A 22,474-nucleotide genomic window follows, 5' to 3' on the forward strand; every position below is an offset into this window, starting at 1 on the left:
TAAATAATATCAAACGGAATATGTTCTATTATTTAATATCATAGATATCATATTGACAGAATAGCTTGATTTACAAGCTATTTTATCAAAGATAATTAATTCTGTGAGCCAGGACCAGCTTCACCAAATACATTTTGATAAATGTGATCCAGGTTTTGAACATGCATACTGCCGTCCATAGCTTTGTCTAAGATCGAAGAATCTATGCGACCCATAATTTCTGGATCGTTTTCTAAGTTCTCTCTAAAGCTTTTACCTTCAGGTTTACCCAGTTTTGTCCAAGTTTCCATCGCAGAACGTTGCACGATGCGATAAGATTGTTCTCTTGATAATCCAGCACGGGCAAGTGCTAGCAATACTTCACCAGAATGAACAACACCACCAAGGCTTTCGATATTTTCTTGCATACGTTCTGGATAAACAACCATTTTTTCAATAACGCTGGCTAATCTGTTTAAAGCGAAATCAAGCGTAATCGTGCCATCAGGACAAATCATTCGTTCTACGGAAGAATGACTAATATCGCGTTCATGCCATAAAGCAACATTTTCCATCGCAGGAACGACGTGTGAGCGGACAATACGAGCCAAGCCTGTTAAATTTTCTGTCAATACTGGATTGCGTTTATGTGGCATTGCAGAAGATCCCTTTTGATCGGGATGGAAATATTCTTCTGCTTCACGAACTTCAGAGCGTTGAAGATGTCTGATTTCGATTGCTAAACGTTCAATAGAACTGGCGATGACGCCTAATGTCGCAAAGAAAGCTGCATGACGATCACGAGGAATAACTTGGGTTGATACAGGTTCTGCGCTTAGACCAAGTTTCTTGGCAACATAAGTTTCAATTCTTGGATCAATGTGAGCGTAAGTTCCGACAGCACCAGAAATAGCACAAGTCGCAATTTCTTGACGAGCTTGTAATAAACGAGCTTTGTTGCGCGCAAATTCTGCGTAATATCCAGCCAATTTCAAACCAAAAGTCACAGGCTCTGCATGAATAGCGTGGCTACGTCCAATGGTTAACGTATATTTATGTTCGAAAGCACGATTTTTTAATGCTTCTAACACTCTATCCAAATCTTCTAATAAAATATCAGCAGCTTGTGTTAATTGCACGGATAGACATGTATCTAACACGTCAGATGAAGTCATGCCCATATGGACAAAACGACTATCTTCGCCAATATTTTCAGCAAGCCATGTTAAAAATGCAATAACATCATGACGTACTTTTGCTTCAATTGCGTCAATCTTAGCAACATCGTCAGCATTAAACTTAGCCATGGCTTTATCGCCATTTTCACGAATGTTTTTTGCTGATTCTTTAGGGATAAAGTCATATTTAGCCATGGCTTCACAGGCTAGTGCTTCGATTTCAAACCAAATACGATAACGATTTTCAGGTGCCCAAATCGCAGTCATTATAGGGCGGCTATAACGCGGTATCATCCCCGTCGTTCCTTTCTATGTCGATAGCTTAAAAAAAGGTTATATCACAATTTTTATAGCTTTCATCCAGAAATTTATATTTCAATCAATAAATATTTATGGGATAAAATTTAACAATCTTTCCTATACTTATTTTAACCATGATTTTAAAATAGTATAATCTGGACAACCTACAGGTCATATCATCATTTGTGGCACGAAGCATTTACGATCGTTATTCATTTCCATCTAGGCTGATTTTCTAAATGAACATTTCAACATTAAAGTCTTTTTTTAATTTTACCACTGTTTTGAGCGTATTTTCAATTGCTATGGTTGGATGCAGCAGCAGTGATCCTGTTAAATCTCAACCTGCGACACAACCTCAGGACACTCCTTCTTTATATTCTAAAATCCCACAAGCATTTTCAGTTAAAAGTGGAACTGCTGGTCTTGGTTTGGCTGCTGATGCGACGGTGCAGGAAAAGATTAATTTATACTTACAACTTTTGCAACCTAATGGTGGAGATGCCGAAACTTATGCTCAATTTATGAGCAAAAACCCAACCTGGCCGAATCAACCAATCTTTTCAAAAAGAATGCAACAAGCATTACTAACAGAAACAGATAAAAATATTATAGATCAAATTTGTCAAAATCAGTCCATTACGACCGCAGATGCGCTGAGTTTTTGTGCTCAACAATCGAAAATAAGCAGTCATCTTATTCAACAAGCAAAATATGCTTGGACACATACCATTACTAAAACGACTGATGCACAAACTGTAGCGTCTGTTTTTTCAAGTCATTTTACAGCCCAAGACCAATGGGAAAGATTTAATATGCTTGAATCTCGAGGCCTTTTATCCGCAGCATCGCAACAAATACAGTATTTACAACCATCCGAACAAAAAATCGCCTCAGCCATATTGTCTTTACGTAGACAACAACCCACAGCCGAAAATCTGATATCTACCTTAAGCGCTTCCGAATTAAAAAGCCCTGGTTTAGTTTATGCGCGATTGCGTTGGTTAAGAACTCAAAATCGAAATGATGAAGCTGCAAAATTATGGCAAGATGTAGGGTTACAAGTTGAACGTAATTCCGATCAGAAGCGTTTTTGGATTGAGAGAAATAGTTTAATTCACTCTTTGCTGGATAATGGTGATAATAAAACCGCCTATGCTCTGGCATCCGTTGATGCATGTAATAATAATAGCTGTGAGTATGATTCAACGTTTTTAGCAGCCTGGATCGCGTTAAGAAAATTAAATAAAGCTTCAGAATCAGTTGGTTATTTCAAGAAGTTAACACAGGCAAGTTCTGTTATTACGACCAGTCGAGGTTACTATTGGTTGGGTCGTGCTTATCAAGATATGAATAATGCATCCTCAGCAAAGCAAACTTGGCAGCAAGCAGCGCAATATCCAACCACTTTTTATGGCCAGATGGCGATTGCAGAGCTTGAAAATATTCATAATGGAAGTGTGATTTTAAATCCGTCCTTGATCTCTAACGCGATTACCAAATATCTATCAACTATAAAAGAGCCTTCATGGTCTTCGTCAGAGTTAAACTCTTTTAAAAACAATGAATTAATTAGAGCTGCTCAGATATTAGTTGAACAAAATGATTTGGCTCATGCACGGCCATTTATGCTCGCGCAAAACAAAATAAGTTCTTCAACGGTAGAACAAGCTATGAATGCCCGCATCTCTAATCAAATGGGTTTAGCCGATGATGCCGTAACAATAGCACGTTATTCAGGAGCCAAAGGGGTTGTTCTATTAAAAGATGGCTGGCCCCGTCCCTATACTATTCCAGCCTCAAGCCTGCCGTCAGGACTAGAGCTGGGTGTGATGAGACAAGAGAGCAGTTTTAATCCTGTTATCGTCAGCCCATCGAATGCTTATGGTTTAATGCAACTATTGCCTTCAACAGCCAGAGAAGTTGCAGTGCAAATCGGTTTACCAGCCAAAATGGGGGCACCCGGTAATTTAGTCGTGCCAGACAATAATATTAAATTAGGAACTGCTTATTTAGAAAAGTTACTAGTTCGTTTTAATAATGTCATTCCTTATGCTGTTGCTGGATATAATGGTGGGCCTAATCGTGTAAAACAATGGATTGCTCAATATGGTGACCCCGCCAGTAATCCTGATGCACAAAATCAATTAATTGATTGGATAGAGCAAATTCCTTATACTGAAACAAGAAATTACGTGCAAAGAGTGATCGAAAATACCATTATTTATCAAACCAAAATTAATCAGTAAAAATATGTAATATCAAGAGGATAAACATTATGAATAATGATTATTTAAAGCATCAATTATCCTCTTTATGCTCTGAATTTGCACTTTTCTGCCTAAAATCTAACCTAAAATTAGTCACAGCAGAAAGTTGCACTGCGGGTTTAATGAGCGGTTATTTAACAGATTTACCAGGATCCTCTGCTTATATAGAAGGTGGTTTTGTTACCTATTCCAACGAGATGAAAGCAGCTATTTTAGGTGTCAAACAAGAAAGTTTGGAAAAATTTGGTGCAGTCAGTGAACCAGTCGCTCTTGAAATGGTAATAGGAGCGTTGCGAAAGGCTCCGATGGCCAATATCGCTGTAGCGGTTACTGGTTTTGCTGGACCTGATCCTTCTGGTAACAGTAATATTGGGCTTGTATGGATAGCATTACAGAAAGATAAACAACAAGCCACTGCTCATCAATATCATTTTTCTGGAAATAGAGATGAGATAAGGCTGAAGACAATTATCCAGGCTATAAAATTAATGTTACGTTTGTTCTAATGATAAATAACAAGGCCTCTTCATCATTAAGATAAAGAGGCCTTTCTTATTATAGTTTTAGTAACAATTAATATTGTGCAGGAGGCATGTTATTTGGATTTACTGCACCTGGTGCTGCTGGAGGAGCAACTGTATTTCCTGTGCCTGGTGCAACAACAACGCGGCCATTATTCACACGTGTTGCATCTTGCAAACTGTCGCCGTTCAATGTTCTTGTAGTTTGATTGCCTGACAATGGCACTCTTGCGCTTGGAGGTAATTGCATTTCTGGATTTGGAACAACTTGTTGAACAGCACTAGGATTACCGCCGTTATTTACTGTTTGGACTGCTTGTAAGCTACGTGCATTCAAATCAGCTGTTTCTTGGTCACCTTGCATAGCTTGTTGGTTAGCACCATTTTTTTTGTTATGTTTTGTAACTTTTTTGCTATGACGATGCCCTTTGTAGTATTTATGAGCGTCTTGATGCTGAGCTGTCGCAGCCATTGCAATATTTGGAACAGCAAATGCCAATGCTGCAGCAAAAAGGGATAGTTTGAAACTAGAATTCATAATTAACCTCTTACTTAATATTAAGAAAAATTAATATTATAAAATGATATATACCAATTTATTCTATTGTTGAACAAAAAACGATTGTTACAGATGTAGTTATAACACTAAAAAATTACAAGTAGGTAGCTGAATATTTACCAAATATATTTTTTATGTATTACTGTGCCTTTTTGTAACTGTCAGCATAACAGAAATCAGCTCTTTTGACAAACGCAGTCACCATTTTTTGTACAGCTTCATTGAAAACAAGTCCCATCGCCTTTTGCATGATTTTGGATCTAAATTCAAAGTCCACAAAAAAATCAATCATACATCCCTGTGGATCTGGTAAAAACAGCCATTGATTGCTTAAATATTTTAATGGTCCACGATCATATGTAACAACGATCTTATTTTCTTCTCTGAATAAATCCACACGACTGCCGAATACCTCTTTGAATGGACCAAATCCTACTTTTAGATCGGCTAATAACAATCCTTTATCTTTATAACGAATACTGGCACCTGTACACCAAGGTAGGAATTCGGGATATAAATCAACTGCTGCAACCAAATCAAACATTTGTTCAGGACTATAAGTTATAATACGTTTTTCAGCATGAGTAGGCATATAAATTCTTCTTTAACTTTTTTTAATAATTCTAATTTGATAAATGCGTTGATTGTCGTTTGATTTGTAAAATTTTAAAGTCTTCATCAGCGTGATAAGATGAACGTGTTAACGGCGAAGAGCTTACCATCAAAAATCCTTTTGATTTCGCAATATGACTAAATTCTTCAAATTCATCTGGAGTAATATATTGTTTTACTTCTGCATGTTTCAATGTTGGACGTAAATATTGCCCCAGAGTTAAAAAATCTACCTGTGCACAACGTAAATCATCCATAACTTGCAGAATTTCTTCTTTACTTTCTCCTAATCCCAACATCATCCCCGATTTTGTGAAAACATTTGGTTGGTACTGTTTCATTTCATATAGAATTCGCAATGATTGAAAATACCGCGCACCAGGACGAATGGACGGGTATAATCTAGGAACTGTTTCCATATTGTGATTAAATACATCTGGCTGAGCAGAAGAAATTGTTATTAACGCCCCTTCTTTTCTTAAAAAATCTGGCGTTAAAATTTCGATTGTAATAGATGGTGATAGTTTTCTAATTTCGTTAATCACATTTGCAAAATGCTGTGCGCCACCATCTTTTAAGTCGTCTCTATCAACAGAAGTAATTACAACATGGCGAAGATTTAACTTCTTTACCATTAAGGCGGTACGAATTGGCTCCTCTAAATCGACAGGAGAAGGCTTTCCTGTCGCCACGTTGCAAAACGCGCAAGCTCTGGTACAAATACTGCCCAATATCATGATGGTTGCATGACGTTTAGTCCAACACTCACCAATATTGGGACATGCGGCTTCTGTGCAAACTGTATTAAGTTGATGTTTTTTTACTAAATCATCTGTTTCATTAAAAACAGATGATTGACTTACTTTAACTTTTATCCAGCTTGGTTTGGGTAAAAGAGTTGCCGATTGTTTTCGTTCATGTTGCACAAGAATTCGTCTGAACGTCATGTATAACTTCCTTGTAAACTATTTTTGGAACTAGTTTACAAATAATATAAAGAACAATTTAGACTAAACCAAGCAAATTCCTTACTGCTGCTCCTGCATTTTGTTGTGATAATAGACTTTCCCCTACCAATACGGCACTTGCACCCACGGCTTGAACTCTGCGAATATCATCAAAAGTTTTTAAACCACTTTCTGAAACGATAATGCGATCAGGTGGGACTAATGGGGATAAAGCCTCAGTCACGGCTATATCAGTTTGGAGCGTTCTTAAATTTCGATTATTAATACCAATCAAACATACATCCAAGGCTAATGCTCGGTTTAACTCTTCTTCATTATGAACTTCAACCAAAACATCGAGTTCAAGACATTTTGCTAGCTCAACTAATTCGCTTGCTTCTTGATCCTTTAAGGCAGCCAAAATTAACAAAATACAATCCGCATCAATGACACGGCTTTCATAGACTTGCCATGGTTCAAGTATAAAATCTTTGCGTAAAACAGGTAAAGAACAGGCATCCCTGGCGATTTTCAAATCTTCGTTATTACCGTAAAAATAACCAGTTTCTGTTAATACAGATAAACAACTTGCGCCTGCATTTTCATATTGTACAGCAATCATCGCTGGGTCATATTCTTGACGGATAACACCAGCTGAAGGAGAAGCTTTTTTACATTCAGCGATCAGCCCCATTTGTCCTTTTGCCATTTTTTCTTTTAATACGCGGGCAAATCCACGTGTTGGTGTTTTTTTAGACTTAGCTTCTTCTGCAATTTCTTTTAAAGGTTTAATTTTTGCTTTTTGCTCTGTCTCTGCTCTTGTCCTGGCGCAAATTTGAACCAAAACATCTGATAACTCACTTTCAGATTGTAAAATTGCGTTCAGAACGGGATCGGATTTGGATATGTCATTCATAATAATAACTAATGTTTAAATTGAATTTCTTTGCTGAATCTTATGTAATAGCGATAAAGCAGCACCATTATCAATCGTTTCAGCCGCTTTGGAGACTAACCCTTTTAAGATAGTTGGATCGATTTCTCCATGTGAATTGATTAAAGAATAATCTTTTACAATATGTAGTGCAATAGCCGTATTAATCAATACAGTATCACGATAAGCACCCTTTTGACCATTAAATAATGCAAGCATAGAAGCTGCATTTTCTTTTGGTGAACCCCCTGAAATAGCTGATAAAGGTGCAAGTTGTAAACCAGCAGCCTGTATGTTTTGGGTTGATAAAGTTACAGCAGTAATTTTATTATCTTCCAAAGCCATTATTTTAGAAGGTCCGGCTAAGGTGATTTCATCTACGCCTTGTTCTTGTTCTTTTTCGTCCAGAAGACCATGAACAACCCATGCTCTTTCAGACCCTAAATTTTGAAGAACTTGTGCGAAAGGTGTTAACCATTTGGAATCGTAAACGCCAATCATTTGATATTTTACATTTGCTGGGTTTGATAAAGGACCCAACAGGTTAAATATGGTTCGAATACCTAATTCTTTTCGAACGACATTTATTTTATTTAACGCTGGGTGATGCACAAAAGCCGACAGAAAAGAGAGCTTATATTCGTCAAGATGTTGTTTTAGGACGGTTAAATCTGTTTGAGGCTTAATATTTAAGGCTCCTAAGACGTCAACTCCACCTGATCTTGAAGATTGAGCACGATTGCCATGTTTTGCGACTGAAATACCCATAGCAGCCAGAACAAAGCTGACTGCTGTGGAAATATTTAATGTGCTTTGACCATCTCCACCTGTTCCACATACATCCATGGTCAATGGGTCTGATGGTATAATAGGCAACATTTGGTGCCGCATAGATCTTACTGCACCTTCAAGCTCTTCTATCGTGACCCCACGCATGCGCAATGCCATCAAAAACGCAGCAATCTGAGTATCAGAAACGGCGCCTGATAAAATAGCATCAAAAATCTCTGTTGTTTCACAAAGAGAAAAACTTTCTCCATGCAGAGATTTTTGTAAAATCGGTGTAAATAAGAAAGGTAAAGCCTCTTTCTCAATTAAGGCTTTTTTTTTATTCCATTCTTTTGCAGTATCAATAAAGTTTTGTAAAAGTTCATGTCCTTGTTCGGAAGCAATACTTTCAGGATGAAATTGTACAGCGTGTATCGGCAATTCTTTATGTTGAAAAGCCATTAAAATACGGTCTTCTGTAAAAGCTGTTGGTAAAAAGCTATCTGGCAATGTATCCATTTGCACTACTAAAGAATGATATCGGGTCACTCTCAAAGGATTTTTTAATCCTTTAAAAACACCCTCACCCGTGTGAAATATAGGGAATATTTTACCATGTGCAGGATTTTCTTTAACAACTTTTGCACCAAAAGCCTGACCAATCGCTTGATGTCCAAGGCATACGCCTAGTATAGGAATAGTTGGTGCAGCTGCTTTAATTAAATCACAACAAATTCCTGCTTCTGAAGGGCTACATGGTCCAGGTGAAATAACAATCGCTTCAGGTTTTAATTCAATCGCTTCTTTAACAGTAATCGCATCATTGCGATAAACCTGACACTCATGTCCTAAATCTCCAAAATACTGGACAAGATTATAGGTAAAACTATCATAATTATCAATAAATAAAATCATGTGGCACTGCCAATCAATAAAATCTGCATGTTAAATTATTCATTCTGTTACTATATTGGATTTATTTGCTTTGGGGTCAATATTGGGAACAAATAAATGTGCATCTTCAGCGGCACGGAACAAAGCTCTGGCTTTATGTCTTGTTTCTTCATACTCAGCTTCAGGGTCACTATCTGCAACGACACCACAGCCTGCCTGCACATACATCGTATCATCTTTGATTAAGGCGGTTCGTAGACCGATACAAGTATCCATACTGCCATCAGCTCCAAAATATCCAATACATCCCGCATAAGTTGCGCGTTGTGTATGTTCAATTTCATCCAAGATTTCCATTGCTCTAATTTTCGGAGCTCCTGTTAAAGTGCCAGCAGGAAATCCAGCAATCAAAGCGTCTAATGCAGTCAGATTTTCTTTCAGTTTTCCTTCGACATTCGAGGAAATATGCATCACGTGACTAAATCGTTCAATAACGAATTGTTCTGTTACTTTTACAGAACCAATTTCACTCACTCGACCAACATCGTTACGACCCAAATCAATAAGCATTAAATGTTCGGCCAATTCTTTTTGATCGGCTAATAAATCTTGTTCTAATTGCAAATCTTCTTCTGGAGTTTTCCCTCTTGGACGAGTGCCCGCTAATGGTCTAACGGTAACTGTTCCATCGCGAAGCCGAACGAGGATTTCAGGCGATGATCCTACCAAAGCAAAATTTTCCAATTGTAAGCAAAATAGAAATGGTGCTGGATTAATCTTTCTCAAGGAGCGATATAAAGCGATGGGCGGTAATGTAAATGGTATTGAAAAGCGTTGGCTGGGTACAACTTGGAAAGCATCCCCTTCAAAAATATATTCTTTAATTTTGTCAACGGCTTGTTTGAACTCATCTTTGGTAAAAGTCGAAATAGGTGTCTCAGAATGTTTGATTGAGGCTTTATCAATTTTTTTATCTGAAGGCAACGGCTCGTTTAGTGCTGCTTGTGCTTTTTCAAGAAGTTTTTTCGCCCGCTCTTGTTCTTCAGCTGTTTTTCCTCTTAATGGGGCTGCTAATGTCAGTTCATCAAGAACGGTGTCAAAGATTGCAAAGATAGAAGGCCTAACCATAATCCCTTCAGGTAAATTCAAATCATTCTTTGGAGGGTTCGGTAAATGCTCCATTTGTCTGACCATATCATAGCCCAAATAACCAAATATACCCCCTACCATAGGAGGAATATCTTCAGGAATATTCAGTTGACTGTCTGCAATAAAGCGTTGAAGGGATTGAATAGGATGAATATCTTGCGCTATAAATTGGTCAGGATGATTCAATGGGTCTGTATTGATAGACACCTTCCCTTGCTTACATTTCCAAATAACGTCAGGCAATAATCCAATGATAGAATAACGTGCTCTTGATACGCCCCCTTGTACACTTTCAAGCAAGAAAATATTCTTTGGATCTTCCCCTGCGATAGCAGATAATTGCAAAAAAGCAGAAACAGGCGTAATGAGATCAGCTGATTTTGCAGTATAAATTACTGTCTGTTTTTTATTTATAATAAAATCATCGTAAGACACTGAAATATAGTCCTTTTTTAATAATTACCCTGTTTAACAATTGCATCAACGGCTTTTTGATTAACGTCAACTTTGCCTTGTTTATTCACGAAAATAACAAAACTTGAATAAATATCATCCCCATTAGCTTGTATTAAATTATCTTTAAGCTCTTTATAAGCAGAAGAGTTATCTTTGGGGGCTGGTGTTGTAATATTACTTAATGACGCAACATAAAAACTGTCGGGAGATTCTACCATTGTCGTTTGTCCAATCTGCATTGAAAATGCTTGAGATTGCAATTCTGGTGGTAGAGTTTTCAATGGATTAAGGCGTGAAAAAGACTCACTCACTTTGATTGGAAATTGTTGCATTCCTAAATCTTGAATAGGTTTACGATTATCTTGGGCTTGTTTAAAGACCGCTGTTGCAGCAATATTTGCTTGTCTTTTAATATTTTGCTGTTGCCATGAATGTAATACTAAATCTTTGGCTTTATCAAATGCTTCTTGGTGTGCTGGTACAATATCCTCAACAACGAACGCATAGTAAATATTATTCTCACCTAGGATCAAAGATGCTGGAGCATTTTTTGCTTTTGAGAAAATATTAACGAGCATTGTTTTTTTAACCTTTTCATCAGAAGGAAGTGGAGCTGGATTTCCTTGTAATGTTAGGCCTTGTTCATTTAACGTTCCTGTAACAGCAATTATGCCCAAACCACCTAATTTACTCAATTGATCTTCATCAAGCCCTTGGCTTCCTGCTAATACATCTTGGATTTTTTTGATATTATTGGGGAAATCTTGTTTTGACTGGGATTGAACAAGTTCTGATTTAAGTTGATCTTTGACTTGGTCCAACGCAATTTCATGAGGCGGCACAATCCCAGTGACCTTGAAAACACTCCAACCCATAGGGGTTTTAACGGGTGCAGATACTGTATTTACAGCAGCTTTTTGTACAGCATTAGCCAACTCTACTGAGGGAGAAGATTGGGGGGTAAATTCAGGTATTGTGGTTGCAAAACCACTATTTTGCTGTGCTTGTTTTTGAATATTTTCCCAAGTTTCTTTGCCCCATGAAGCTGCAATATTTTCAGCAGCTTTTTGATCTTTGACTGTTACAATTTCAAGGTTCTTTGACTCTGCTTTTTGGAATTCTTTTTTTCTAGAATTGTAATATTGTGAAACCTGTTGGTCAGATATTTCCACCCCTTTTTGGACTGTTTCAGGTGAAATAAAAATTAATTTGATCTTTCTATACTCAGGAACAGTAAATTCTGACAAATGATTTTCATAATATCTTTTTAATACTGCATCTGATGGATTAGCATCAGGTTTATAAGTATTAAACGGCACTTGGATATAATTTAGTTGTCTTGTTTCGTTGCTGAAGGCAAAGATATTTTTAGCCATAATATCTGATGCTGAAGCTCCAGAAACGAGAGGAACTGTCAGGCCAGATATGATTAGTTGATTACGCAACATTTCCAGAAATTGAACTTCGGTCTGGTTAGTTTGTCTGATATATTGATTAAACAACTCCCGATCAAATTTGCCATCTTTTTGAAAAGCGGGAAAAGAAAATACTAGATTTCGCAGTGCTTCATCGGAAACAGCTAGTCCTGACTTTTCTGCTGTAACAATTAAATTATCTTCGATAATCAATTTTTGCAAAGCTTGATCAACCAATCTTGCTCTTACGCCGTTAGGAATTTGGGATTTATCAGAAAATCCTTGTTGTGCAGCATATTGTTGCAGTTGCATGCTTGCTGCCGAATCTAGTTGTTGCAATGTGATGGTTTTATCACCAACCCAAGCCACAACATTGTTATCTCGATGAGACCAAGTGTCGATAATAGTTTCGGCACCCCAACTGATAAATACAAGAAAGATAAGGCCAACGATGACGCGCCCAAACCATGAATCAATAAGTAAATGTCTTAACCGAGACAACATGTAACGTAACCTAAATAATTTAAAGACGAATTAAATACTCTGTAATTATGTAGCAATAACCTATATATGATTAAGCTGCAAAAAAAATGTTATAGCTTTTGAATTATACCAAAATAATATATTGTATGATAACATCTTTTGATTATAAATCGAACCTTTATAATCCAATATAAAGTAATTATTCATTTAGGGAGCATTTAATATGGCTAAACCAATCATTATTGGCAATTGGAAAATGAATGGCTTATCAGAAGAAGCAGATCATATTGTGTCTGTTTTATTGACTTATGCTGAACAAAATCAAAATTTTGCGCCAACAGTTATCTGCCCTCCCTTTACGCAACTCTATCATATTCGCAAACATGTTAAGAACACCCCTTATGCATTAGGTGCTCAGGATTGTCATATCGCTGAAAAAGGTGCTTATACGGGGGATATTTCTGCTGCCATGTTAAAAGATGTTGGCGCAGAATATGTGATATTGGGTCATTCTGAACGCAGAGCTGAACATAAAGAGAGCAATGAACTCGTTAATAAAAAAGCTGTCGCTGCTTATAAATCTGGATTATTACCGATTGTTTGTATTGGTGAAACCAAAGAAGAACGAGACTCTAATCAGTATAAAGATGTCATTGCTAATCAAATCAAAGGATCGTTGCCTGAACATTTTAACGGTCTAGTAGCATACGAGCCCGTATGGGCGATCGGCACAGGTGTATCAGCCAAAAATGAAGATATTGCCGAAGTGATTTTATTTATTCGTGAAAAACTTGTTGCTCAATACGGAGAAAATGGTAAAAAAACACCTATATTATATGGTGGATCAGTTAAACCAAATAATGTAAAAGATATTTTTGCAATTCCCGAGCTGGGTGGTGTATTAGTTGGTGGGGTCAGTTTAATTCCTGAAGACTTCTTGCAACTGGTTACAATTGCTCAAGATTTTATATAATTTAAAAACATCTCTTTCTTGACTGCTAGTGAAAGTATACTAAACACATGATGACTATTCTTCTAATTGTACAATTATTGGTTACTCTTGCATTGATTGGCGTTGTATTAATTCAACGTAGCGAAGGTGGTGGTTTAGGTATCGGAAGCAGTCAAGGAATGGGTTCTTTTATGACTGGGCGTGGTACAACAAATTTGTTAACACGTACCACAGGTATATTGGCAGCGGCTTTTATGGTGTTATGTATCGTTATTGCTATTTTATATAAAAATGAAGCACAAGATAAAAGAAAAAGTCTTTTAGATATCGTTCCACAACAAACAAGTCAATCACAACCAAAACCTGCTGCTCAACCACAACCTCAGCCTCAACAAACTGAGAAAACAACACCAAATAAATAATTTTATTTAACATCTATATAATTAACTCTAGTTAGATCAATATAAAGAAGGCTTCATGACGCGATTTGTGTTTATTACTGGTGGTGTGGTTTCCTCATTAGGGAAAGGCATCGCCTCTGCTGCGTTGGCAAGTTTATTGCAAGCACGTGGTTATTCTGTTCGTTTAAGAAAATTAGATCCTTATTTAAATGTCGATCCAGGCACCATGAGCCCTTATCAGCATGGTGAAGTTTTTGTCACGAATGATGGTGCTGAAACAGATCTAGATTTGGGGCATTATGAACGATTTACTGGGGTTGATGCAACACGTCATGATAACGCAACTTCTGGACGAATTTACTCAGATGTCATGATGCGTGAACGACGTGGGGACTATCTGGGTGCAACTGTACAAGTCATTCCTCATATTACCAATGCGATTAAATCAGTTATTTTACAAGATGCTGATGAAGTTGATTTCATGTTAGTTGAGATCGGTGGAACAGTTGGTGATATCGAAAGTCTACCCTTCCTAGAAGCTATTCGTCAACTTCGAAATGATTTAGGTAATGAGCAAACGCTTTTCATGCATTTGACTTTGGTTCCATGGATTGCTTCTGCTGGCGAATTAAAAACGAAACCAACGCAGCATTCAGTTAAAGAGCTTCAAAATGTTGGGATTCAGCCTCAAATCTTATTATGTCGCTGTGATCGTACTATACCAAAGCACGAACGACAAAAAATAGCTAATTTTTGTAATGTCAGAACTGAGTCTGTAGTCCCTGCACTCGACGTAGATACAATTTATGGTTGTCCAATCGAATATCATAAAGAAGGTTTGGATACAGAAGTTCTTCGTCATTTCAATCTTCCTTATGATAAAGAACCAGATCTGAGTAAATGGTATAAAATTCTAGATGCGCTCAGAAATCCAGAAAGCGAAGTAACCGTTTCAATTGTTGGTAAATATACTGCTTTACTCGATAGTTATAAATCTTTGATCGAGGCTTTACTTCACGGTGGCATAGCCCATAGAGTCAAAGTCAATATTAATTGGATCAAAGCTGAAGATTTAGAAGATTCAGAAGATACAAGCAGTTTTTTTGTAAATTCAAATGCGATTTTGGTTCCTGGTGGATTTGGTGAACGAGGTAGCGAAGGTAAGATCAAAGCTATTCGTTATGCTCGAGAAAACAATATTCCGTTTCTAGGTATTTGTTTTGGTATGCAAATGGCTGTGGTTGAGTGTGCAAGAAATCTTGCTGGTTTACCTAAAGCTTCATCATCGGAATTTGGCCCGACAGATGAACCTCTAGTCGGCTTATTAACAGAATGGATTGATTCTGGACAAGTTAAGCGTCGTTATTCTGGTGATAATATGGGGGGTACCATGCGTCTTGGAGCATATACTGCCGAGCTTACACCTGATTCAAAAGTTGCGGCAATGTACGGTAGTACGACCATTCATGAACGTCACCGCCATCGTTACGAAGTTAATATACATTATCAAGAACAAATTGAACGTGCTGGATTAAAGTTTTCTGGTCTCTCCCCTGATAAAGTGTTGCCAGAGGTGGTCGAATATGAAAATCATCCCTGGTTCATTGCGGTGCAATATCACCCAGAATTAAAATCAAAACCATTTGCCCCTCATCCATTATTTTCGGGCTTCATTGAAGCTGCGATTAAACAGGAAAAATCAAAATGAATTTGAATAAATCAGTTCAAGTTGGCTCTTTAACCATCGCCAATAATCTTCCTTTTACATTGATTGCAGGGCCATGTCAGATTGAATCTCTGGAGCATGCTTTAAAAACTGCACAAAGATTGAAAGAGATTTGCGAAGAGCAACATATTGGATTGATTTATAAAAGTTCTTTTGACAAAGCAAATCGCACCAGCATAAAAACTCAGCGAGGCCTTGGGATAGAACAAGGCCTTGAAATATTGAATGAAGTTAAGGTTAAATTAGGACTGCCGATTCTTACGGACATTCATTTACCTGAGCAATGCGATAAAGTGGCTTTGGTCGCTGATATTTTGCAGATCCCTGCTTTTTTGTGCCGTCAAACTGACTTATTAATCGCTGCTGCACAAACAAATAAAGTAATTAATGTTAAAAAAGGTCAGTTTTTAGCTCCATGGGATATGAGAAATGTTGCTGATAAAATTGCATCTTCAGGAAACGAGAAAATCTTGTTGTGTGATCGAGGAACTTCTTTTGGATATAATACATTAGTCAGCGATATGCGCGGTTTGCCGATTATGGCGCAAACGGGATATCCCGTTGTATTTGATGCGACTCATTCCGTTCAACAGCCTGGTGGAATGGGTAATTCTTCTGGTGGTCAACGTGAATTTGTCAGTTATCTTGCCAAAGCTGCTATGGCTGTTGGTGTGGCTGCATTATTTGTGGAAACGCATGAAGATCCGGACAATGCCCCAAGTGATGGTCCTAATATGATTAAATTAGATGACTTACCTGCACTTTTGCATAAACTGGTTCAAATTGATCGGATTACCAAGGAGTTCTAGAAATTACCGCACCGATGAGGCACAGCTGAATAACAAATGTTGTTAGCCATCTCATCGTTCGATAACCAGTGGGCTGCTCTGTCGGTAAATAGGAATTTCTTTCCAAAAATAAGGTGACTGCAAACCCGATAATAAGAAATAATATGGCCATAGACCATTTATGATAAGCAGTTAAGATAATAGCCAATTCACCAAATAAACAAGGGACCACAGCGATCGATAACCGTTTTTTATCAATCGCGTTAACATTATTATCCAACAAAATCACGGGTTTTTGCATCGAAAGAATCCAATTAATTCCTCCAATAAATGACAATATAATTGTCGCATATCCTACGAAAGCTGGTAATAATATAGGTAACATTGTTTGTGGTGAACAAAACATCATTATTAACACCATCATCACTAGTGGAATAGGTGATAATACCCCCAGTAAAAATGGTAAAAGAGGTATTTGTTTCATTATATCATTCCTCAAACTTATAATTATGTTTCTAAAATAAATTATTGACTATCTAGCAAAAAAATAATTTTTTAACTATAGTAATACTCATTTAACAAAGTTCCTTTGCTAATACATATGCTTTAATATTGCTTAATAATCAAGTTTCAGCAATATTAGATTCATGTGATTTTATTTTCGATAATTTTTAACACTTTTATACGTTAGGATAAAAAATGAGTGCAATTATTGACATCGTAGCACGTGAAATTCTCGATAGTCGTGGCACACCAACCATCGAAGTTGATGTTGAATTAGAAAGCGGTGTTGTTGGACGTGCAGCAGTACCTTCTGGTGCATCTACTGGCGTTCATGAAGCCGTTGAACTTCGTGATGATGATAAAAACCGTTATTTTGGTAAAGGTGTTTTAAAAGCTGTTAATAATGTTAATAGCGAAATCCTAGAAGCATTAGTAGGTATTGAATCACTAGATCAAATGCTTGTTGATGAAGTGATGATTGAGCTCGATGGTACACCAAACAAAGGTCGTTTGGGTGCGAATGCGACTTTGGGTGTTTCAATGGCAACTGCGAAGGCATCTGCTGAAGAATTAGGTATTCCTTTATATCGTTATCTTGGCTCTCCTTATTCTCACGTATTACCAGTTCCCATGATGAATATCGTTAATGGCGGTAAACATGCAGACAATCCTATTGATATTCAAGAATTTATGATTGTTCCTCATGGTGCATCTTCTATCGCTGAAGCTGTCAGAATGGGTGCAGAAGTTTTCCAAGCGCTTAAAAAAGATTTACATGCAGCAGGGTTAAATACGAGCGTTGGTGATGAAGGTGGTTTCGCCCCTAACCTTAAGTCTGCACATGAAGCATTAGAACATATCATGAAAGCGATTGAAAAAGCTGGCTATAAACCTGGCGAAGAAATTTCATTAGCTTTAGATCTTGCTTCATCTGAATTTTATAAAGATGGCAGATATAACATGACTGGCGAAGGAAAAATCTTCAGCTCAAGCGAAATGGTCGATTATATCGTTGGTCTTTGTAACAATTTCCCCATTATTTCAGCTGAAGATGGATGTGCTGAAGATGACTGGGAAGGTTGGGCAGAAATGACCCAAAAATTAGGAAACAAAATCCAACTTGTTGGCGATGATTTATTTGTTACCAACCCTACAAGACTTGCAAAGGGCATTAAACAAAATATTGCAAATTCTTTGTTAGTTAAAGTTAACCAAATTGGAACATTAACTGAAACATTCAGAGCGATGGAATTGGCTCATCGTCATGGTTATTCAACGGTAGTCAGCCATCGTTCAGGTGAAACAGAAGATGCAACCATTGCAGATTTAGCTGTGGCAACCAATGCAGGTCAGATCAAGACTGGTTCTTTGTCTCGTTCAGATCGTATTGCCAAATATAATCAATTGATTAGAATTGAGGAAGATTTGGGTAATGCAGCAAGATATGCTGGTCGTAACGCATTTAAAGCATTAGAAATTTTGTAATCAAATGCTTGACAAAATCGGAACAATTAGATTATTTCCGATTTTGTCACTATATAGAATCATTTAAGGGAATATCGAATGCGTTTTTTTCATTTTGTTAAAAAACTAGTTAAATCAGTTATTCCCCCTATTTTCTTTTTAAGCCTCACTGGCTTTTTTATATGGAATACCTTAAATGGCGACCATGGATTAAAAAGCTATTATGTTCAGCAAAAACTATTGGTTGAAGCTGAACAAGCTCAACAAGATGCTATCTCAGAGCAGCAAACTTGGGGTAGAAGAGTTATTGGGTTAAAAGAAGGTCATTTAGACAAAGATCTATTAGATGAACGCACTCGCGTCATGTTAAGTTTTTCACAGGAAAATGAAATTATCATACCTTATAAAGCAAATGATCATCTCTATTAAGATGCGTTATATATCCAAGGCATAAAAAAAGCTGGCGCAAATAAAATTGCCCAGCTTTTTTATTTGTTCAATTTCGTAGAGAAAAATTATTTAATTTTTGCTTCACGGAAAACAACATGTTTACGAACAACTGGATCGTATTTTTTTAATTCCATTTTACCAGTATGTGCTCTTGCATTCTTTCTGGTTACATAGAAAAAACCTGTTTCAGCAGTTGAAAGTAATTTAATTTGAATTGTGTTACTTTTAGCCATTACATCCTCGTTTTGATCAGCTTATCTTTGTATTAAAATATTGCTTTTATACTAAATGCTTATATTTTATCAAAAGATCAAGTTAAATCTTAAAATCCTATTATTTTCATACAATTTTTTTATCATTTGTCAAATGATATCAAATCATAAATCCCTGTTGATGTTCTTTATACTATAAATTATTCAATAACTCTAATAAAATAATCTGATTTCTTGTTTAAATTGAGCAATAAATTGATCGGTGATCTGATCCATTCGTGGAACCTCTGCAATCATCTTAATATTTCCATGACGTTCTATTGCTTCTTTATTAGCTAGGTTTTGATTACCGTTCAAAATTACCCCAGCAATAGGAATATGGTGATTTCTTAAGACCTCAATTGTCAAAAGGGTATGGTTTAATGTTCCTAATTCGGTTCTTGCAACTATTACAACAGGTAAATTTACTTTTTGCATCATTTGGATCATATATTGAGAGTCTGCGATAGGAACCAAAACTCCTCCTGCTCCTTCAACGATATAAGGTCTATTTTGAGTTGCTAGAAAGAAATCTAGTTTGTTAATATCTAATCGAATCTCTTCGAGTTTAGCTGCTGCTTCTGGAGATAAGGGTTCTTGTAAGGCTACTAGTGGTGGGATTATCTGATTATCACAGGTTTGTGCTAGTATTTGAACTGTTTTGCTATCACCAAAATCGCTCTTCAGCCCTGTTTGCATCGGTTTCCAATAGGTTGCGTTTAATGCTTTAGTTAAACATGCCGAGACGAAGGTTTTACCAACATCTGTATCTGTGCCTGTGACAAAAAATCCCTTTGCTGCATATCGTCTAAAACTACCCAAAGCCACTTCATAGGTCGTATATCCATAATTAAGATCAAATTGGGCAATAATCTTGCGCAATTGTCCTGCTGATAATGGTTTGTGCATGTTAGAAGAAGTATGGGCGCCAATGTTACGCAGCCCTTTAATAAAATCAATTCCATTTTCAACTGATTCTATAATGGTTTCGGCCTGCCAAAAACCACCACCAACTTTAGAAGGCCAATAAGATTCTAGGGTTTTTACATCAGGATAGGATTGAAAAGAATAATGACAATGATTCTGAGTATATAGTTGACGCCATTCTTCAAAGCTCTTTTGAGCCAATGTAGAACATACTAAATATCCATTGGGGTTTAACAATGCTGTAATTGATTGTAATGATTGTTCTAAATTCTCAAACCATTGAAACGCAAGGCTGGAAACAATGAGATCAAAAGAATGCTCCAGATCAATTGCCTCTCCATCCATCACTTTAAATTCAATATTTGGATTGTTATTATATTTTTCTTTGACCCGCTCAATCATGCGAACGGAAATATCGGTAATTAAAAATTGAGCCTTCGGAAATAATTCAGTTAAATATTGGGTTAATAAGCCAGTTCCGCAACCAATTTCTAAAATTGATATCGGTTGAGAGAAATCTATATCCATTGTTTTAATAAAGTTGACTAACCGCTTTACAACAATCTTTTGCATATGGGCTGATTGTTCATAGGACACGGCGTTGTCAAAAGAATGGATGATTTTTTGTTTATAAGAATTCATGATTTCAACGCTACATCTTTAATGATTTTGGCACAAATTTCAGGATGAGAGATAGGAAGAACGTGAGTGTTATCTTTTACCCAATAAATGGGATGGGATTTGAAAGAATCTATCGTCATATCAGAAGATACGACTGGATCACTTTTTGAGGATACTATGGTTAATCTATCCGTAATAGAAGGCAAAACATTTCTAAAATCTTCGGTTTCCAAAGTTCCCAACCCTATTTGTAATGCAGAAGCATTCATTTGATTGGGTACATTGCCAACATATTGACATTGTTGATAAAATTGGGACAGCACTGAATAAACATCTTTATCAATTCCTTTTGACATTAGATGTAAAATACGGGATGGAACACCAGATAAATAATCTTCAGCTTTAGAGAAACGTAGGAAACTATTAATTGCTATATAGTGGTGAAATGTACGTGGAAACTGTTTTAATAAATACAACAAACCCAGAGAGTGCCCTATCGCTATCGTATTAGGAATTTGTTGAGAAAGATCGTGAACGTCATTACTTAATATCGATATATTATTTACAAACCCTAGATCAATATATTCTTTCGAAAATTCATTTAATAGATAACTAACGGGTTCCCAGAAATGTTTAGAAAACCCCCATCCATGTACGAATAGTAAGTGGTATTTTTGGATCATATTCTTTTCCACGAGGATGGCTTTTGTACGATCAACATATGAATTTTCTCAAGTAAATATTGTATATCTTTAGCTTGATGTGCAGCACTCAAGGTCAATCTTAACCGACTACTATTGACAGGAACAGTAGGGGGACGGATGGGTGTGACCCATATTTTTTCTTCTCTTAACGATTGCGTGATTTCTAATGCATTTTCAGCAGATCCAACGATAAGTGGAATAATCTGAGAAACCGTATCTCCCACATCAACTCCCCATTCTGTCAATTGTTGTTTAACTAACAGACATTGTGTTTGTAAGTAGGTACGCTCAGCGTCTAATGTTGGAATCAACTCTAGGGCTGCTGAAATACTACCGCTGACTGCTGGTGGTAAGGCAGTCGTATGAATAAAACCTGAACAATAATTAATTAACCAATCACATAGTGCTTTGGAGCCTGCAATATATGCCCCAAAACTGCCCCAAGCTTTGCTGAATGTGCCCATCGTTAAATCTGCGTAGGAGGATGCTAATCCTTGCCCATGCGTCCCCAGCACTCCTGTAGCATGTGCATCATCTAAGAATAAAAAAGCTTGATATTCATTAGCTAGCCTTCTTAAACCTTGCAAGTCAGCTTGATCCCCATCCATACTAAAAATTGTTTCAGTAATAATTAATTTGCTGCCATTTTCATTTTGAATAGAATCCAATCGTTCTTGCAAATGTCGCATATCATTATGACGGAAACGAATCTGTTTTGTTTGTCCTGCTTTACAGCCATAATGAAGGCTGGCATGATTGAGTTTGTCAGTAATTACCCATACAGGCTTCGGTAAATTTTCCAATAAACATGAGATTACGGCAACATTGGCTTGCCATCCAGAGGCAAATATCAGTGCTGCTTCAGTGCCAAGGAACTTTGCCAAATCAGCTTCTATTATTTCGTGATATGAAGTATGACCAGTCACCAAACGAGAGGCAGAACAGCCGACCCCATATTGTTCAATCCATTCTTGGCTTTTTTGTTCTAAATATGGATTAATAGAAAGACCGAGATAATCATTGCTCGAAAAATTGAGATATTCTTGATTTTGATAGTTTAACCGAACGGAACTTATCGCATCAATTGGTGTCAGATTTCTAAGTATTCCCTGCTGTTTTCTTTTTAATAGAGACTCTTGAAAAAAATTGTCGAAATAATTCATAAAAATAATCTGTTTGAGTTCATGTGAAGATATCGTTAATTTTAACTTTTAATCTTTC

General features: G+C 36.8%; 21 protein-coding genes and 1 pseudogene. 8 read left to right on the forward strand and 14 right to left on the reverse strand.

Features of this window, described 5'->3' with window-relative positions:
* Positions 1-95: 95 nt before the first annotated feature.
* Positions 96-1,451 (reverse strand): adenylosuccinate lyase, encoded by a 1,356-nt coding sequence (gene purB, locus PQG54_RS04090; protein WP_271788746.1) that lies wholly within the window; start codon positions 1,449-1,451, stop codon positions 96-98.
* A gap of 245 nt (positions 1,452-1,696) precedes the next feature.
* Here purB and PQG54_RS04095 point away from each other — a divergent pair, with 245 nt between their 5' ends.
* Positions 1,697-3,706, forward strand: coding sequence for a lytic transglycosylase domain-containing protein (locus tag PQG54_RS04095; RefSeq protein WP_271788745.1), 2,010 nt, complete (start codon positions 1,697-1,699; stop codon positions 3,704-3,706).
* A gap of 29 nt (positions 3,707-3,735) precedes the next feature.
* Positions 3,736-4,233 carry a CinA family protein gene (locus tag PQG54_RS04100; RefSeq protein WP_271788744.1) on the forward strand — a complete coding sequence of 166 codons (498 nt, stop codon included), beginning with the start codon at positions 3,736-3,738 and terminating at the stop codon, positions 4,231-4,233.
* A gap of 67 nt (positions 4,234-4,300) precedes the next feature.
* On the opposite strand, the gene PQG54_RS04105 is transcribed toward PQG54_RS04100, so the two are convergent.
* The 8 genes and pseudogenes from PQG54_RS04105 to PQG54_RS04140 all read right to left on the reverse strand — a co-directional run bounded on the left by PQG54_RS04105 (position 4,301) and on the right by PQG54_RS04140 (position 12,486).
* Positions 4,301-4,786: a hypothetical protein gene (locus PQG54_RS04105; RefSeq protein ID WP_271788743.1), complete on the reverse strand. Its 486-nt coding sequence runs from the start codon at positions 4,784-4,786 to the stop codon at positions 4,301-4,303.
* 160 nt (positions 4,787-4,946) lie between these two features.
* The gene (locus PQG54_RS04110) at positions 4,947-5,399 is read right to left on the reverse strand and encodes a type II toxin-antitoxin system RatA family toxin (RefSeq protein WP_271788742.1); all 453 of its coding nucleotides are present in this window, start codon (positions 5,397-5,399) and stop codon (positions 4,947-4,949) included.
* Between the two features lie 31 nt (positions 5,400-5,430).
* The gene (gene lipA, locus PQG54_RS04115) at positions 5,431-6,366 is read right to left on the reverse strand and encodes a lipoyl synthase (protein WP_271788741.1); all 936 of its coding nucleotides are present in this window, start codon (positions 6,364-6,366) and stop codon (positions 5,431-5,433) included.
* 58 nt (positions 6,367-6,424) lie between these two features.
* Positions 6,425-7,282, reverse strand: a complete 858-nt coding sequence (gene trpC, locus PQG54_RS04120; RefSeq protein ID WP_271788740.1) for an indole-3-glycerol phosphate synthase TrpC — start codon at positions 7,280-7,282, stop codon at positions 6,425-6,427.
* Between the two features lie 15 nt (positions 7,283-7,297).
* On the reverse strand, positions 7,298-8,395 hold the full coding sequence (gene trpD, locus PQG54_RS04125) for an anthranilate phosphoribosyltransferase (protein WP_408869478.1): 1,098 nt from the start codon (positions 8,393-8,395) through the stop codon (positions 7,298-7,300).
* A gap of 6 nt (positions 8,396-8,401) precedes the next feature.
* A pseudogene (locus PQG54_RS04130) lies at positions 8,402-8,983 on the reverse strand (anthranilate synthase component II); the annotation flags it as partial.
* Between the two features lie 39 nt (positions 8,984-9,022).
* The gene (gene trpE / locus PQG54_RS04135; RefSeq protein ID WP_271788739.1) at positions 9,023-10,546 is read right to left on the reverse strand and encodes an anthranilate synthase component I; all 1,524 of its coding nucleotides are present in this window, start codon (positions 10,544-10,546) and stop codon (positions 9,023-9,025) included.
* Between the two features lie 17 nt (positions 10,547-10,563).
* Positions 10,564-12,486 carry a peptidylprolyl isomerase gene (locus PQG54_RS04140; RefSeq protein ID WP_271788738.1) on the reverse strand — a complete coding sequence of 641 codons (1,923 nt, stop codon included), beginning with the start codon at positions 12,484-12,486 and terminating at the stop codon, positions 10,564-10,566.
* 202 nt (positions 12,487-12,688) lie between these two features.
* On the opposite strand from PQG54_RS04140, the gene tpiA reads away from it, so the two are divergent.
* From tpiA to kdsA, 4 genes are read left to right on the forward strand one after another with little or no spacing between them, the layout of a single operon-like run.
* Positions 12,689-13,438: a triose-phosphate isomerase gene (gene tpiA, locus PQG54_RS04145; protein WP_271788737.1), complete on the forward strand. Its 750-nt coding sequence runs from the start codon at positions 12,689-12,691 to the stop codon at positions 13,436-13,438.
* A 47-nt stretch (positions 13,439-13,485) separates the two neighbouring features.
* Entirely contained in the window at positions 13,486-13,839 is a 354-nt protein-coding gene (secG, locus tag PQG54_RS04150; RefSeq protein ID WP_271788736.1) for a preprotein translocase subunit SecG, read from the forward strand.
* A gap of 55 nt (positions 13,840-13,894) precedes the next feature.
* Positions 13,895-15,526 carry a CTP synthase gene (locus PQG54_RS04155; protein WP_271788735.1) on the forward strand — a complete coding sequence of 544 codons (1,632 nt, stop codon included), beginning with the start codon at positions 13,895-13,897 and terminating at the stop codon, positions 15,524-15,526.
* Positions 15,523-16,353, forward strand: coding sequence for a 3-deoxy-8-phosphooctulonate synthase (gene kdsA, locus PQG54_RS04160; RefSeq protein WP_271788734.1), 831 nt, complete (start codon positions 15,523-15,525; stop codon positions 16,351-16,353). Before PQG54_RS04155 ends, kdsA begins: the two co-directional genes overlap by 4 nt.
* Here kdsA and PQG54_RS04165 read toward each other — a convergent pair.
* Positions 16,337-16,816 carry a DUF3429 domain-containing protein gene (locus PQG54_RS04165; RefSeq protein WP_271788733.1) on the reverse strand — a complete coding sequence of 160 codons (480 nt, stop codon included), beginning with the start codon at positions 16,814-16,816 and terminating at the stop codon, positions 16,337-16,339. The genes kdsA and PQG54_RS04165 overlap by 17 nt on opposite strands.
* A 215-nt stretch (positions 16,817-17,031) precedes the next feature.
* Here PQG54_RS04165 and eno point away from each other — a divergent pair, with 215 nt between their 5' ends.
* Both eno and PQG54_RS04175 read left to right on the forward strand, forming a co-directional pair.
* Positions 17,032-18,321 (forward strand): phosphopyruvate hydratase, encoded by a 1,290-nt coding sequence (eno, locus tag PQG54_RS04170; protein ID WP_271788732.1) that lies wholly within the window; start codon positions 17,032-17,034, stop codon positions 18,319-18,321.
* 78 nt (positions 18,322-18,399) lie between these two features.
* Positions 18,400-18,729 carry an FtsB family cell division protein gene (locus PQG54_RS04175; protein ID WP_271788731.1) on the forward strand — a complete coding sequence of 110 codons (330 nt, stop codon included), beginning with the start codon at positions 18,400-18,402 and terminating at the stop codon, positions 18,727-18,729.
* Between the two features lie 86 nt (positions 18,730-18,815).
* Here the strand turns inward: PQG54_RS04175 and rpmG are convergent, their stop codons facing one another.
* From rpmG to PQG54_RS04195, 4 genes are all read right to left on the reverse strand, one after another.
* Entirely contained in the window at positions 18,816-18,983 is a 168-nt protein-coding gene (rpmG, locus tag PQG54_RS04180; protein ID WP_008853818.1) for a 50S ribosomal protein L33, read from the reverse strand.
* Positions 18,984-19,175: 192 nt separating this feature from the next.
* Positions 19,176-20,570, reverse strand: coding sequence for a dethiobiotin synthase (gene bioD / locus PQG54_RS04185; protein ID WP_271788730.1), 1,395 nt, complete (start codon positions 20,568-20,570; stop codon positions 19,176-19,178).
* Positions 20,567-21,232 (reverse strand): alpha/beta fold hydrolase, encoded by a 666-nt coding sequence (locus PQG54_RS04190; protein WP_271788729.1) that lies wholly within the window; start codon positions 21,230-21,232, stop codon positions 20,567-20,569. The genes bioD and PQG54_RS04190 overlap by 4 nt, the downstream gene beginning before the upstream one ends.
* Entirely contained in the window at positions 21,229-22,416 is a 1,188-nt protein-coding gene (locus PQG54_RS04195) for an aminotransferase class I/II-fold pyridoxal phosphate-dependent enzyme (protein ID WP_271788728.1), read from the reverse strand. Before PQG54_RS04195 ends, PQG54_RS04190 begins: the two co-directional genes overlap by 4 nt.
* Positions 22,417-22,474 lie beyond the last annotated feature (58 nt).

Origin of the sequence: Commensalibacter communis (assembly GCF_947179015.1) — a bacterium.
In the GTDB taxonomy this organism is placed as follows: Bacteria; Pseudomonadota; Alphaproteobacteria; order Acetobacterales; family Acetobacteraceae; genus Commensalibacter; species Commensalibacter communis.